General features: G+C 64.7%; 16 protein-coding genes. 3 read left to right on the top strand and 13 right to left on the bottom strand.

Annotated elements, in window-relative coordinates:
• Positions 1-2 precede the first annotated feature (2 nt).
• The 9 genes from rpsE to EEB15_RS04900 all read right to left on the bottom strand — a co-directional run bounded on the left by rpsE (position 3) and on the right by EEB15_RS04900 (position 5,196).
• Complete coding sequence (gene rpsE, locus EEB15_RS04860) at positions 3-524, bottom strand: 30S ribosomal protein S5 (protein ID WP_141508391.1); 522 nt, start codon at positions 522-524, stop codon at positions 3-5.
• A gap of 18 nt (positions 525-542) precedes the next feature.
• Positions 543-908: a 50S ribosomal protein L18 gene (gene rplR / locus EEB15_RS04865; protein ID WP_141508392.1), complete on the bottom strand. Its 366-nt coding sequence runs from the start codon at positions 906-908 to the stop codon at positions 543-545.
• A gap of 11 nt (positions 909-919) precedes the next feature.
• Positions 920-1,453, bottom strand: a complete 534-nt coding sequence (gene rplF, locus EEB15_RS04870; protein WP_141508393.1) for a 50S ribosomal protein L6 — start codon at positions 1,451-1,453, stop codon at positions 920-922.
• A gap of 16 nt (positions 1,454-1,469) precedes the next feature.
• Positions 1,470-1,865, bottom strand: coding sequence for a 30S ribosomal protein S8 (gene rpsH, locus EEB15_RS04875; RefSeq protein ID WP_141508394.1), 396 nt, complete (start codon positions 1,863-1,865; stop codon positions 1,470-1,472).
• 18 nt (positions 1,866-1,883) lie between these two features.
• Positions 1,884-2,189 carry a 30S ribosomal protein S14 gene (gene rpsN / locus EEB15_RS04880; protein ID WP_141508395.1) on the bottom strand — a complete coding sequence of 102 codons (306 nt, stop codon included), beginning with the start codon at positions 2,187-2,189 and terminating at the stop codon, positions 1,884-1,886.
• A gap of 8 nt (positions 2,190-2,197) precedes the next feature.
• Complete coding sequence (gene rplE / locus EEB15_RS04885; protein WP_141508396.1) at positions 2,198-2,737, bottom strand: 50S ribosomal protein L5; 540 nt, start codon at positions 2,735-2,737, stop codon at positions 2,198-2,200.
• A gap of 2 nt (positions 2,738-2,739) precedes the next feature.
• Positions 2,740-3,057, bottom strand: a complete 318-nt coding sequence (rplX, locus tag EEB15_RS04890; protein WP_141508397.1) for a 50S ribosomal protein L24 — start codon at positions 3,055-3,057, stop codon at positions 2,740-2,742.
• A gap of 13 nt (positions 3,058-3,070) precedes the next feature.
• The gene (gene rplN, locus EEB15_RS04895) at positions 3,071-3,439 is read right to left on the bottom strand and encodes a 50S ribosomal protein L14 (protein ID WP_048438475.1); all 369 of its coding nucleotides are present in this window, start codon (positions 3,437-3,439) and stop codon (positions 3,071-3,073) included.
• 188 nt (positions 3,440-3,627) lie between these two features.
• Positions 3,628-5,196, bottom strand: a complete 1,569-nt coding sequence (locus tag EEB15_RS04900) for a glycerol-3-phosphate dehydrogenase/oxidase (RefSeq protein WP_141508398.1) — start codon at positions 5,194-5,196, stop codon at positions 3,628-3,630.
• A gap of 74 nt (positions 5,197-5,270) precedes the next feature.
• Here EEB15_RS04900 and proC point away from each other — a divergent pair, with 74 nt between their 5' ends.
• Positions 5,271-6,107, top strand: coding sequence for a pyrroline-5-carboxylate reductase (gene proC, locus EEB15_RS04905; protein ID WP_141508399.1), 837 nt, complete (start codon positions 5,271-5,273; stop codon positions 6,105-6,107).
• Between the two features lie 14 nt (positions 6,108-6,121).
• Here proC and ubiA read toward each other — a convergent pair whose 3' ends face one another.
• From ubiA to recG, 4 genes are all read right to left on the bottom strand, one after another.
• Positions 6,122-6,982, bottom strand: a complete 861-nt coding sequence (gene ubiA / locus EEB15_RS04910) for a 4-hydroxybenzoate octaprenyltransferase (RefSeq protein WP_141508400.1) — start codon at positions 6,980-6,982, stop codon at positions 6,122-6,124.
• A complete protein-coding gene (locus tag EEB15_RS04915; protein ID WP_141508401.1) occupies positions 6,982-7,893 on the bottom strand; it encodes a Dyp-type peroxidase in 912 nt (303 codons plus the stop codon). Before EEB15_RS04915 ends, ubiA begins: the two co-directional genes overlap by 1 nt.
• 63 nt (positions 7,894-7,956) lie before the next feature.
• Complete coding sequence (locus EEB15_RS04920) at positions 7,957-8,910, bottom strand: LysR substrate-binding domain-containing protein (protein ID WP_141508402.1); 954 nt, start codon at positions 8,908-8,910, stop codon at positions 7,957-7,959.
• A gap of 2 nt (positions 8,911-8,912) precedes the next feature.
• On the bottom strand, positions 8,913-10,988 hold the full coding sequence (recG, locus tag EEB15_RS04925) for an ATP-dependent DNA helicase RecG (RefSeq protein WP_199236453.1): 2,076 nt from the start codon (positions 10,986-10,988) through the stop codon (positions 8,913-8,915).
• A 61-nt stretch (positions 10,989-11,049) separates the two neighbouring features.
• On the opposite strand from recG, the gene queA reads away from it, so the two are divergent.
• Both queA and tgt read left to right on the top strand, forming a co-directional pair.
• The gene (gene queA, locus EEB15_RS04930; protein ID WP_141508621.1) at positions 11,050-12,078 is read left to right on the top strand and encodes a tRNA preQ1(34) S-adenosylmethionine ribosyltransferase-isomerase QueA; all 1,029 of its coding nucleotides are present in this window, start codon (positions 11,050-11,052) and stop codon (positions 12,076-12,078) included.
• A 6-nt stretch (positions 12,079-12,084) separates the two neighbouring features.
• Entirely contained in the window at positions 12,085-13,245 is a 1,161-nt protein-coding gene (gene tgt, locus EEB15_RS04935) for a tRNA guanosine(34) transglycosylase Tgt (RefSeq protein ID WP_141508404.1), read from the top strand.
• Positions 13,246-13,258 lie beyond the last annotated feature (13 nt).

Consider the following 13,258-nt stretch of genomic DNA (forward strand, 5'->3'; position numbering starts at 1 on the left):
GGTCAGGCGGTGAAGAGCTCTTCGACCGACTTGCCGCGCTTGGCCGCGACGTTCGCGGGCGTGGTCGACTTGCGAAGCGCGTCGAACGTGGCGCGAACCATGTTGTAGGGGTTGGTCGAACCGTGGCTCTTGGCCACGATGTCGGTGATGCCCATGACTTCGAACACAGCGCGCATCGGGCCGCCGGCGATGATGCCGGTACCGCGGGGCGCCGGCGACATCATGATGCGGGCCGCGCCGTGCTGGCCGTACACCGTGTGGTGGATGGTGCCGTTCTTGAGCGACACCTTGGTCATGTTGCGGCGTGACTCTTCCATGGCCTTCTGGACGGCAGCCGGCACTTCTTTCGACTTGCCCTTGCCCATGCCGACCTTGCCGTCGCCGTCGCCGACCACGGTCAGTGCGGCGAAACCGAGGATACGGCCGCCCTTCACCACCTTGGTCACGCGGTTGACCGCGATCATCTTCTCGCGCATCCCGTCTTCGGGACCGTCACCTTGGGTTTTCGCTTGAACTCTTGCCATGATGTTTTTCCGTGTCCGTTAGAACTGCAGGCCGGCTTCGCGGGCGGCATCGGCCAGCGCCTTGACGCGGCCGTGGTACGCAAAACCTGCGCGGTCGAAAGCGACCTTCTCGACGCCGGCGGCCTTGGCCTTCTCGGCGATCAGCTTGCCCACCTGCTGGGCTGCGGCGACATTGGCGCCCTTGCCCGCGCCGCCGAGCGACTTGCGCAGATCGGCTTGTGCGGTGGAGGCCGTGGCCAGCACCTTGCTGCCGTCTTCGGAGATGACGGTGGCATAGATGTGCAGATTGGTGCGGTTCACGGTCAGACGCGCCACGCCTTGCGTTGCAATGCGGATGCGGGTCTGGCGCGAACGGCGCAGTCGTTGCTCTTTTTTGGTCAACATGGTGCTGCCCCTTACTTCTTCTTGGTCTCTTTGATCGTGATCTTCTCGTCCGCGTAGCGGATGCCCTTGCCCTTGTAGGGCTCGGGCGGACGAACAGCACGAATCTCGGCGGCGATCTGGCCAACGCGTTGGCGATCTGCGCCCTTGACGACGATTTCAGTGGGTGTCGCGGTGGCCACGGTGATGCCGGCAGGCATTTCCATGTTGACCGGGTGCGAATAGCCCACCGTCAGGTTCAGCTTGGTACCTTGTGCCTGGGCCTTGTAGCCCACGCCGATCAGGGTCAGCTTCTTTTCGAAGCCCTTGGTCACGCCCTGCACCATGTTGTTCACCAGCTGGCGCATGGTGCCGCTCATGGCGTTGGCTTCGCGGGAATCGTTGGCAGGAGCAAAGCTCAGCTTGCCGCCTTCACTCGTGATCTTGACCAGCGAGTTCTGGGTCAGCGACAACGCGCCGCCCGTGCCCTTGACACTGATCTGGTCTTCCTTGATCTGCACATCCACGCCTTGCGGGACGGCGACCGGCATTTTTCCGACTCGGGACATTTTTAGTTCCTTCCCTTTAGGCGACGTAGCAAAGAACTTCGCCACCGACACCGGTAGCGCGCGCCTTGCGGTCGGTCATCACGCCCTTGGGCGTCGTGACGATCGCCACGCCCAGGCCGTTTTGGACCTGAGGGATGGCGCCCGCACCCTTGTACACGCGCAGGCCGGGACGGCTCACGCGCTCGATGCGCTCGATCACCGGACGGCCGGCGTAGTACTTCAGGGCGATTTCAAGTTCGCTCTTGCCGGCTTCGGTCTTGACCTGGAAGCCGTCGATATAACCCTCGTCCTTCAGGACTTGGGCAATGGCCACCTTCACTTTGGAAGACGGAACCGACACCGTAGGCTTGGCCACCATCTGCGCATTGCGGATGCGGGTCAGCAGGTCGGCAATGGGATCACTCATGCTCATATCTGTCTCTCCTGCCGGTTACCAGCTGGCCTTGATCATCCCCGGGATGTCGCCGGTGAAGGCCATCTCGCGGATCTTGGCGCGTGCCAGACCGAACTGCTTGAACGTGCCACGCGGACGGCCCGTGATCGCGCAGCGGTTGCGCTGGCGGGTCGGGTTCGCGTTGCGGGGGAGCTTCTGCAGCGCCAGGCGGGCAGCCGCGCGCTCTTCGTCGCTCTTCTTGAAATCGTTGGCGATTGCCTTCAGCTCCGTGCGCTTCGCAGCGTACTTGGCGACCAGTTTGTCTCGCTTGAGCTCGCGCTCGATCAAAGCCATTTTTGCCATGGTTCGCCTCAGTTCTTGAAGGGGAAACGGAAGCCGGCGAGCAGCGCCTTGGCTTCTTCGTCGTTCTTGGCCGTCGTCGTGATCGAGATGTTCAGGCCGCGCAGGGCGTCGACCTTGTCGTACTCGATCTCGGGGAAAATGATCTGCTCTTTCACGCCGATGTTGTAGTTGCCACGGCCGTCGAAAGCGCGGCCGGAAATGCCGCGGAAGTCACGCACTCGCGGCAGGGCCACGGTGACGAAACGGTCCAGGAATTCCCACATGCGCTCGCCGCGCAGCGTCACCATCGTGCCGATGGCCTGGCCTTCGCGGATCTTGAAACCGGCGATGGCTTTCTTGGCCTTGGTCACGACCGGCTTCTGGCCGGAGATCTTGGTCAGGTCGGCCACGGCGTTGTCCATGACCTTCTTGTCGGCGACGGCTTCCGAGACACCCATGTTCAGGGTGATCTTCGTCAGGCGCGGGACCTGCATCGGCGACTTGTAGCCGAACTTGGCGGTCAACTCGGGGACCACCTTCTCGCGATAGTGTTGTTGCAGTCGTGCCATGGTCATGCCGCCTTGATTTCTTCGCCGCTGGACTTGAAGACGCGAACGTGCTTGTCGCCGTCGGTCTTGATGCCCACTCGGTCAGCCTTGCCCGTGGCGGCGTTGAAGATCGCCACGTTGGATTGGTGGATGGGCATCGATTTCTCGACGATGCCACCGGTCGCACCCTTCATCGGGTTCGGCTTGGTGTGCTTCTTGACGATGTTGATGCCTTCGACGATGACGTGGTCATCGTCCTTGCGCAGCACCACTTTGCCACGCTTGCCCTTGTCACGGCCCGCGAGCACGATGACTTCGTCGCCTTTGCGAATCTTGTTCATGACGCGTCCTTCTTTACAGAACTTCAGGGGCCAGGGACACGATCTTCATGAACTTCTCGGTGCGCAGCTCGCGCGTCACCGGGCCGAAGATGCGGGTGCCGATGGGCTCCAGCTTGTTGTTGAGCAGCACGGCGGCATTGCCGTCGAACTTGACGAGGGAGCCATCGGAGCGGCGGATGCCCTTGGCGGTGCGAACGACGACGGCACTGTAGACCTCGCCCTTCTTCACGCGGCCACGGGGCGCGGCTTCCTTGATGCTCACCTTGATAATGTCGCCAACGCTTGCGTAGCGACGCTTGGAACCGCCGAGCACCTTGATGCAAAGAACGGACTTCGCACCGGTGTTGTCGGCGACTTCGAGCCGGGATTCTGTCTGGATCATTTCAAATATTCCCAACTTGTACCTGGATCGCTCCAGGTCAGTCTTGGGCCTGTCGGCAGCCGCTTTCGCTTCGCGAAAAGCAGCCTTCGATTAGGCGGGTCATGTACCCCACGAGGCACACATTCATCTGCGCGCTTTTAAAGCGCAGCCCGCGATTATGGCAAACCTTCGGGCGGGTGTCAAACGGGTTACGAAGGAAAGGCGAGATAAAGCCGCGCCAAATCCTGAAAAGCCCTCACTTGCGGATCGACTCCTGTCTCTTGCTGCAGGATGGCGCCGACCTCGGCTGCCAATGACCCGGCCAGCCTGGCGTCCAGGAACAGCAGGCGCCAGCGCCGGGCCAGCACGTCTTCTGCCGTCCGGGCATATTCTTTTTGCGCGGCGAACCGGACCATCGCTTCGGTCAGTCCGGCGCCCAGTTCCCTGCCGGCGCCCGTCATCGCGGCGACTTCTGCAGCCTCACTGCCGTAGGAATGGGGGCCCTGGGCGTCGCTGATGCGGGGACGTTTGGCCGGCAATCCGTCCCCGCCGATCAAGCGCAAGTCAGCAGTCACTCCCGACCTGGTTCTTTCCAGCAAACCCCTTTCAACACACTTGTCCAGAACATCTTCCGCCATGGCGCGGTAGGTCGTCCACTTGCCGCCGGTCACAGTGACCAGGCCGCTGCGGCTGACGAGAACCGTGTGCTCCCGGCTGAGACCCTTGGTGTCGTCGCCGTCCTCCCCCTGAGGTTTGACCAGCGGTCGCAGGCCGACCCACATGCTGCGGATGTCTAAGCGCGCAGGCGCTCTATTGAGATAACGGCCCGACTCCTGGAGGATGAATTCCAGCTCTTCCTTGAACGGACGAGGCTCTTCCGGGAGGTCGTTCCGGGGCGTGTCGGTCGTTCCCAGAATGATTTTCCCCAGCCACGGAACCCCGAACAGCACACGCCCGTCCGCTGTCTTGGGCACCATCAGCGCATGGTCGCCGGGCAGGAACTCCCGGTCCACCACGATGTGCACGCCCTGGCTGGGCGCCACCATCGGCTTGACCGGCCGGCCGATCGCATCCCCGTCTTTCTGGCGAAACTGGTCAACCCACACACCTGCTGCATTGATCACACAGCGCGCGCTCAAGTCAAAGGCTCGCCCCGTTTCCTGGTCCTTGCAGGTGAGCCCCACCACTTTGCCGCTTTCGTGGCGCAATCCGGTCGCCGCACAGTAGTTGACGACCAAGGCCCCGCGCGACGCGGCCGTGCGGGCGAGCGCCAGAGCAAGGCGGGCGTCGTCGAACTGGCCATCCCAATACTTCACACCACCCTTCAACCCCTTTGCCAAGGCGGTGGGAAGGCAGGCCAGCGTCTGCTCACGGCTGAGGAATTCCGTGGGGCCCAGGCCCGCCTTGCCGGCCAACGCGTCGTACATCTTGAGGCCCGCCCCATAGAACGGCGTCTCCCAGAAGCGATACGAAGGCATCACGAACGGCAGCGGCTGCGCCAGGTGCGGCGCGTTGTTCAGCAACGTCGTGCGCTCGTGCAGAGCTTCGCGGACGAGGGCGATGTTGCCCTGTGCCAGGTAACGCACCCCGCCATGGACCAGCTTGGTGGCCCGCGACGACGTGCCCTTGGCGAAGTCATGCGCCTCGACCAGCACCACCGAAAAGCCACGGGCCGCAGCGTCCAGCGCCACCCCCAGGCCCGTCGCACCGCCGCCAATGATCGCGACGTCATAGGTGATGGTGCGCGCCAGCTGCGAAACCAGGTGCTGTCGATTCATGCGCCTCATTCTCTACGACACGCTGCTCGCCGCTTCCATGGAGAACCCGAGGGCGCCGGCGATAGACTTGAGTCATGACCGGCACCACGCAAAACAACACTTCGCAAGCCATCGCCTTCATCGGTGGCGGCAACATGGCCAGCGCCATCATCGGCGGGCTGATCCGGCAGGGCTTGTCTGCCGCGGAAATCGAAGTGGTCGAGCCTTTCGCCGAGGCGCGCGACAAGTTGCGCACACAGTTCGGCATCACCGCACAGGCCGCAGCAGGCCCCGCACTGGCGCGCGCGCAGCTGGTCGTGTGGGCGGTCAAGCCCCAGACGTTCAAGGATGCCGCCGCCCAGGCCAAGCCGTACACCGGCAACGCGCTCCACTTGAGCGTGGCCGCCGGCATTCGTTCCGACAGCATCGCTCAGTGGCTTGCTACCGAGCGCATCGTGCGGTCCATGCCCAACACGCCGGCTTTGGTCGGCAAAGGCATGACAGCGCTGTTCGCGCGCCCCGGCGTGTCGCAGGGCGACAAGGCGCGCGTCGAGCAAGTCATCGCCACCACGGGTGCGTCGCTGTGGGTGGAGGAAGAAGCGCACCTCGACGCCGTCACCGCGCTTTCCGGCTCGGGCCCCGCCTATGTGTTCTTCTTCCTGGAAGCCATGACCCAAGCCGGCGTCGAAATGGGCTTGACGCGGGAGCAGGCGTATCAGCTCTCGGTCGCGACCTTCGTGGGTTCCGCAGAACTGGCGCAAGCGTCCGACGATCCGCCCGAAGTGCTTCGCCAGCGCGTCACCTCCAAGGGCGGCACAACCTATGCGGCCATCACTTCCATGGAGCAGGACCAAGTGCAGCCGCGGTTCGTGAAGGCTCTGCACGCGGCGCGGCAGCGTGCCAAGGAGTTGGGCGACGAGTTCGGCGCCTGACCATTTTCAGCCGATTACTTCAGTCCATAGCCGGCGACGACACCGGCGAACACCGTGAACCCGAGCCAGTGGTTGACGCGAAAGGCCTTGAAGCACCCCTCGCGCTCCCGGCCTCGTATCAGCGTGAAGTGCCAGACGGCATGCGCGGCTGCCGCTACCGTCGTCAAAAGCACGATAGCCAGAGGAATCCGGTCGATCAGCACGGCCGCCCAAATGCCCAGGTAGGCTGCGTAGCAGAGCATGACCACAGCAATATCTGCGCGACCCAAGGTGATGGCCGATGTCTTCATGCCAATGCGAATGTCATCGTCGCGGTCCACCATCGCGTATTCGGTGTCATAGGCGACCACCCAGAACAGGTTGCCCAACAGCAGCACCCACGCCACCAGCGGCACGCGCGACTGCACAGCCGCGAACGCCATCGGGATGCCGAAGCTGAACGCCACGCCCAGCACCGCCTGGGGCATCGAGACGAATCGCTTGGCGTAGGGATAGACGATGGCGATGGCCAGCGCCGCGAACGACCACGTGATGGCGGCCGCGTTGGTGGTCAGCACCAGGCCGAAAGCGGCCAGCGCCAGCGCCGCACCCAGCAACAACGCCTCGCGCGGCGCGATGGCGCCTCGCGTCACCGGGCGCTGAGCAGTGCGCTTGACGTGCCGGTCGAACTCGCGGTCGGCCACATCGTTGACGCAGCAGCCGGCACTGCGCATGAGGATGGTTCCGAGCGTGAACACCGCCAGCAGGTGCCAGCCCGGAAACCCATGGGCGGCGATCCACAGGGCGCTCAGCGACGGCCATAGAAGCAGCAGCCAGCCGGCTGGCCGGTTCCAGCGGATCAGGTCCAGGTACAGATCGAGTTTCTCTCGCAACATCACAGCCCGACTTGGCGAAGATCCAGCTTGCCATCCCGCATCGGCGGACACCAGAAGCACGCCCCATTCACCGGCTTGGAGATGCCGAAGATCGCATCGACCACCCCGTCTTCCTGGCCCGCCATGCGGCGCATCTGGGTCTCGAAGGCATAGAGAGATCGGCCGAAGGCGACGAACATCAAGCCGGCCTGCATGCTCATCATCCACGGCATCGACCGGCGCAGCATGAAGGCCGGCGGATCGAAGCTTTCCTGCGCCGTGCGCTTGACGTGCGCCGAGGTCGGCGAGTCGTCGATCTCCTCGTTGTCTGCGAGGCGCCGGCCGATGTGGTGATCGCGTTCGTCATCCGCCAACTTTTCGAAAGCGTCGAGGTCATGAACCCACTGCTGCACGGCAACGAAACTGGAGCCGTCCAGCCCCTCGCCTTGCCCATGCACGAATGCCGCTTCCTCCGCCGCCTCGCCCACAGGGTTCTCGGTGCCGTCCTCATAGCCAGTCAGGTCGTGCCCGTGACCGCTCTCGCCAAGCGCATGGCGGAAGGCGTCGACCACATGGCGGATGGCGAACGCGGGGGCCAGCGCCTTCTGCACCTTGCGCGTGAGGTGCAGCAGGTCGCCCAGGTCGTCGCCACGAACCCAGCACCACAGCGTGCCGGGGGTGGAGGGCACCTTGACGCCATGGCCCGACATCTCGGCCAGCTCGTGCAGCCCGGGTACCTCCACGCCCAGCGCGGCCACGAGCGAGGGGCCCATGCCCATCACGACGTCGCTGCCATTCGCCAGCGGTGACAGGCGGCCCAGGGCATCCTTGATGGCCTGGGCGTTCGCCCCCTGCTCGGTCAAGCTGAACAGGACGTACCGTGCCACGGCGGGCACGGACTCGAAAATCCCTGGCTGGTAGAGCGTATTCATCGTGGCGATTCTAGGGAAGCCGGCGCACACCGGCAGCACGGGCGGCGGCGGGCGCGGATGAGCTCAGGACAGCCGCTTCACGCCCGGCAGTTCGCAGGCGTATACGGCGTTGCGCAGCGCCGCGATGGCTTCATAGCGGGTGAAGCTTCGGCGCCAGGCCAGCACCACGCGGCGGGTAGGCGGGTCGCCGTCGAAGGGGATGTATTTGACGAAGGACTGGTCGTCCTTGCGGCGCCGCGGCTTGGGATCCAGCGCTTCCTTTGGCACGGAGAGCCGTGGCACCAGCGTCACGCCCATGCCCGCGGCCACCATGTGCTTGATCGTTTCCAGCGACGATCCTTCGAAACTCTTGCGGATGCCTTCGGCGTCGCTGGAAAAGCGTGCGAACTCGGGGCAGACTTCCAGCACGTGGTCGCGGAAGCAGTGGCCGTTGCCGAGCAACAGCATCGTCTCGCTTTTCAACTCCTGCGAGGTGATGGTGCTTTTCGCCGCGAACGCATGCGTGCTGGGCACCGCCGCAAGAAAGGGCTCGTCATACAGCGGGGCGACGGCCAAGCCGGTATCGGGAAACGGTTCGGCCATGATGGCGCAGTCGATGTCGCCGGTGCGCAGCATCTCCAGCAGCTTCACGGTGAAGTTCTCCTGCAGCATGAGCGGCATCTGCGGGGTGCGCGAGATCGCCTGTCGCACCAGGTCCGGCAGCAGGTAAGGGCCGATCGTGTAGATGATGCCCAGCGTGAGCGGCCCGGCCAGCGGGTCCTTGCCGCGCTTGGCGATCTCCTTGATGTTCGCGGCCTGTTCCAGCACGCTCTGGGCTTGGCGCACGATGTCCTCGCCCAGCGCTGTGACCGTCACTTCATTCGCGCTGCGCTCGAACAGCTTGACCTCGAGCTCGTCCTCGAGCTTCTTGATCGCCACCGAAAGCGTCGGCTGCGAAACGAAGCAGGCTTCGGCGGCCTTGCCGAAGTGCTTTTCGCGGGCGACGGCAACGATGTATTTGAGTTCGGTGAGGGTCACGGTTAGGCCTTGAGGAATTCCGATTTTCCTCCCAACCAGCGCGCGGTGTGTTTTTCCGCGAGTTCAGGATAGCGATCGAGCATCATCGGCGCCAGTTGGCGGGCCCACGCCAGCAGCTCCGTATCGGTCGCAAGGTCGGCGAAACGCAGCAACGGCGCACCGGATTGGCGTGCGCCCAGGAATTCGCCGGGGCCGCGAATCTCCAGGTCACGCCTCGCGATCTCGAAACCGTCGGCCGTTTCCGCCATCGCCTTCAGGCGCGCCCGTGCCGTCTCGCCCAGGCGGCCGCTCTCCCCGGTGGAAAACAGCAGAATGCAGGCTGACGCCGCAGCGCCACGCCCGACCCGGCCGCGCAGTTGGTGCAGCTGCGACAGGCCAAAGCGCTCCGCGTGCTCGATCACCATCAGCGACGCGTTCGGCACGTCGACGCCCACCTCGATCACCGTTGTCGATACCAGCACACCCATCTGCCCACCGGTGAACAGCGACATCACCGCCTTCTTCTCCGGCACCGGCATCCGCGAGTGCAGCAGGCCGACCATCACGCCCGGCAGGGCGGCGCTCAGCGCTTCGTGCGTGGCGGTGGCATTGGTCAGGTCCAGCGCTTCGCTTTCCTCGATCAGCGGGCAAACCCAATAAACCTGCCGCCCCTCGGCCAGTTGCGAACGGATGCGCTGCGTCACCTCGTCACGGCGCGAATCGGCGATCAGCTTCGTGATGACTGGCGTGCGGCCCGGCGGCAACTCGTCGATCGTGGAAACGTCAAGATCGGCGTAGTAGCTCATCGCAAGCGTGCGCGGGATCGGCGTCGCGCTCATCATCAGCAGGTGGGGCTCCTGGCCTGTGTCCTTCATCTTGGCGCGCAGGGCCAGTCGTTGCGCGACGCCGAAGCGATGCTGTTCGTCGATGATGGCCAAGCCGAGGTTCTTGAATTGCACCAGGTCCTGGATGACCGCGTGCGTCCCGACGACGAGCGCGGCTTCGCCGCTGGCGATCAGTGCAAGCATTTCGGTGCGCTCCTTCTTTTTCTGGCTGCCGGTCAGCCACGCCACACGCAATCCCTTCGGCGCGAACAGGGGCTCCAACCAGCCGATCAGTTTTCGAAAGTGCTGCTCCGCCAGGATTTCCGTGGGCGCCATCAGTGCGCCCTGCCAACCGGCGTCGATGGCGATCGCGGCCGCGAGCGCCGCCACCACGGTCTTGCCCGAACCGACATCGCCCTGCAAGAGACGGTGCATTGGGAGGTTGCGACCGAGATCCTGCGCGATCTCCTCCCCCACACGGCGCTGGGCCGCGGTCAGCTGGAACGGCAAGACCCCCAGCAGCTGTTCATGCAGCCCGCCGGGTTTCGCCGCGAGGGCGGGCGAGCGCAGCACCTCGCGCTCGCGCTTGCTTTGCAGTTGCGACAGCTGCTGCGCAAGCAGCTCCTCCGCTTTCAACCGCTGCCACGCGGGATGGTTGCGGTCCTCCAAACTCGCCAGCGGCACCTCCGGGCCGGGCTGGTGCAGGAAAGTGAGCGCCTCGCGCGGGGCCCCAACCAACGGCTTGAGTGCTTCGGTGACGCCGGGGGGGAACGTGTCCGACAAGTCGGCGCGCGCCAGGCCGCCCAGCACCGCCTTGCGCAGGTAGGTTTGCGGCAGGCTGGCGACCGTGGAGTACACGGGTGTGAGTGCAGTGGGCAATTCGCCGCCGGCAGGCTTGCACGTGGGATGCACCATCTGCCAGCCCAGGAAGCCGCCCTTGAGCTCACCGCGCACGCGCACCTGCGTGCCAACAGCCAGCGACTTCTGCTGCGACGGATAAAAATTGAAGAAGCGCAGCACGCAGGTGTCGCTGCCGTCGTCCACGGTCACAACGAGCTGCCGCCTCGGGCGATAAGTCACGTCGCAAGCCGTGACCGTGCCCTCGAACTGCGCGGTATCGCCTTCGCGGCAATCGCGCAGCTTCACCACACGCGTTTCGTCCTCGTAGCGCAGGGGCAAGTGCAGTGCGAGGTCGATGTCGCGCACGAGGCCCAGCTTGATGAGGGCCTTTTGCGGCTCGCTCAATGCGGCTTTGGGGGCCTTGGTGTCGGGCATGGGACAATTCTGCCTTCTCTTCCCCAACCACTTGGAACGGGTCCGTCCGGCCCTCAAGCGCATGCGCACCTTCACCACCGGCGACTTCGACTTCGCCCTGCCCCCCGAACTGATCGCCCAGCATCCAGCTGCCGAGCGGAGCTCCTCCCGCCTGCTGGATGGCACGGGCGCCGCACCCGTCGACCGCATCTTCCGCGAATTGCCCGCCTTGCTCGAAGCCGGCGACCTGCTGGTCTTCAACGACACCAAGGTCGTCAAGGCCCGCCTCTTCGGCGAGAAGCCCACCGGCGGCAAGGTGGAACTGCTGATCGAACGCGTCTTGCAGGGACGCGAAGTCGTGGCCCACATGAAGGTCAGCAAGAAGCCGCTCGTGGGCACCACACTCGCCATGGTTGGCGGGTTCAGCGCCACGCTGCAAGGCCGCTGGCCCGGCGACGACGGACCTCTGTTCCGCTTCTCGCTCAGCGACGAGCCTTATGCCTTGATGGAGCAGCACGGCCACGTGCCGCTGCCGCCGTACATCGAGCATGGCGACAGTGCGCAAGACGTGCAACGCTACCAAACGGTGTTCGCCAAGAATCCCGGCGCCGTTGCAGCGCCTACGGCCGCGTTGCACTTCGACGAGGCCTTGCTCGCGCAGCTCGAAGCGCGCAGCGTGCAGCGCGCCAGCGTCACACTCCATGTGGGCGCCGGCACCTTCCAACCGGTGAAGGTCGACAACATCGCCGACCACACCATGCACCGCGAGCGCTACGACGTGCCCGCCGGAACCCGGCTCGCGATCGAAGAAGCACACGCACGCGGTGGCCGCGTCATTGCCGTGGGCACCACCACGGTTCGCACGCTCGAGTCGTGGGCAGCCACGGGCGAGACCAGTGGCGACACCAACATCTTCATCACACCGGGCTTTCAATTCAAGGTCGTCGACCGGCTGGTCACCAACTTCCACTTGCCCCGCTCCACCCTCATGATGCTGGTCAGCGCCTTCGCGGGCTACGATCGCATCATGGATTTGTACCGCCACGCCATCGCGCGGCGCTATCGCTTCTTCAGCTACGGCGACGCGATGCTGTTGGACAGGACCGCCTGAACCCCCATGCTCTCATTCGAACTTCTCAAGACCGACGGCCATGCCCGCCGCGGCCGCCTGACGCTGAACCACGGCGTGGTGCAAACGCCCATCTTCATGCCCGTGGGCACCTACGGAACCGTCAAGGGTGTGACGCCGCGCTCGCTGGAGGAAATGGGCGCGCAGATCATCCTCGGCAACACCTTCCATCTGTGGATGCGTCCCGGCCTGGACGTGCTCAAGCAGTTCGGCGGGCTGCATCGCTTCGAGTCGTGGAACAAGCCGATCCTCACCGACTCCGGCGGCTTCCAGGTCTGGAGCCTGGGCGAGATGCGCAAGATCAGCGAAGAGGGCGTGAAGTTCGCCTCGCCGGTCAATGGCGACAAGCTGTTCCTCACACCCGAGATCTCGATGCAGATCCAGACGCTCCTGAACAGCGACATCGTGATGCAGTTCGACGAGTGCACCCCGTACGACACCAAGGGCCACATCACGACGGACGCCGAGGCGCGCGTTTCAATGGAGCTGAGCCGCCGCTGGGCGGACCGCTGCAAGACCGAATTCGCGCGGCTGCAAAACCCCAACGCGCTGTTCGGCATCGTGCAAGGCGGGATGTTCGAGCATCTGCGCGAAGAGTCGCTGGACGCGCTGGTCGAGATGGACTTCCCCGGTTACGCCGTCGGCGGCGTCAGCGTCGGCGAGCCGAAAGAAGAGATGCTGCGCATCATGGCGCACACGCCGCACCGCCTGCCGGCGAACAAGCCACGCTACCTGATGGGCGTGGGCACGCCGGAAGACCTGGTCGAAGGCGTCGCGAATGGCGTGGACATGTTCGACTGCGTGATGCCCACCCGCAATGCGCGCAACGGCCACTTGTTCACGCGTTTCGGCGACTTGAAGCTTCGCAACGCAAAGCACCGCACCGACGAGCGGCCGCTCGACGAAACCTGCACCTGCTACGCCTGCAAGGGCAGCACCGCCGCCGACGGCACAGTATCGGGCGGTTTCTCGCGCGCGTACCTGCACCACCTGGAGCGCTGCGGCGAGATGCTGGCGCCGATGCTGGCCAGCATTCACAACCTGCACTACTACCTGAACCTGATGCGCGAGATTCGCGAGGCGCTGGACGCCGGTACTTTCGCGGCGTTCGTGCAGCGGTTCAAGCAAGACCGGGCGCGGGGCGTGTAGCCGCGGCGGTTCA

Origin of the sequence: Ramlibacter sp. WS9 (assembly GCF_003797765.1) — a bacterium.
Lineage (GTDB): Bacteria > Pseudomonadota > Gammaproteobacteria > Burkholderiales > Burkholderiaceae_C > Ramlibacter.

Coding starts and splice junctions, on each gene's coding strand:
- rpsE (WP_141508391.1), bottom strand. CDS start 524: ATGGCAAGAGTTCAAGCGAAAACCCAAGGTGACGGTCCCGAAGACGGG.
- rplR (WP_141508392.1), bottom strand. CDS start 908: ATGTTGACCAAAAAAGAGCAACGACTGCGCCGTTCGCGCCAGACCCGC.
- rplF (WP_141508393.1), bottom strand. CDS start 1,453: ATGTCCCGAGTCGGAAAAATGCCGGTCGCCGTCCCGCAAGGCGTGGAT.
- rpsH (WP_141508394.1), bottom strand. CDS start 1,865: ATGAGCATGAGTGATCCCATTGCCGACCTGCTGACCCGCATCCGCAAT.
- rpsN (WP_141508395.1), bottom strand. CDS start 2,189: ATGGCAAAAATGGCTTTGATCGAGCGCGAGCTCAAGCGAGACAAACTG.
- rplE (WP_141508396.1), bottom strand. CDS start 2,737: ATGGCACGACTGCAACAACACTATCGCGAGAAGGTGGTCCCCGAGTTG.
- rplX (WP_141508397.1), bottom strand. CDS start 3,057: ATGAACAAGATTCGCAAAGGCGACGAAGTCATCGTGCTCGCGGGCCGT.
- rplN (WP_048438475.1), bottom strand. CDS start 3,439: ATGATCCAGACAGAATCCCGGCTCGAAGTCGCCGACAACACCGGTGCG.
- EEB15_RS04900 (WP_141508398.1), bottom strand. CDS start 5,196: ATGAATCGACAGCACCTGGTTTCGCAGCTGGCGCGCACCATCACCTAT.
- proC (WP_141508399.1), top strand. CDS start 5,271: ATGACCGGCACCACGCAAAACAACACTTCGCAAGCCATCGCCTTCATC.
- ubiA (WP_141508400.1), bottom strand. CDS start 6,982: ATGTTGCGAGAGAAACTCGATCTGTACCTGGACCTGATCCGCTGGAAC.
- EEB15_RS04915 (WP_141508401.1), bottom strand. CDS start 7,893: ATGAATACGCTCTACCAGCCAGGGATTTTCGAGTCCGTGCCCGCCGTG.
- recG (WP_199236453.1), bottom strand. CDS start 10,988: ATGCCCGACACCAAGGCCCCCAAAGCCGCATTGAGCGAGCCGCAAAAG.
- queA (WP_141508621.1), top strand. CDS start 11,050: ATGCGCACCTTCACCACCGGCGACTTCGACTTCGCCCTGCCCCCCGAA.
- tgt (WP_141508404.1), top strand. CDS start 12,085: ATGCTCTCATTCGAACTTCTCAAGACCGACGGCCATGCCCGCCGCGGC.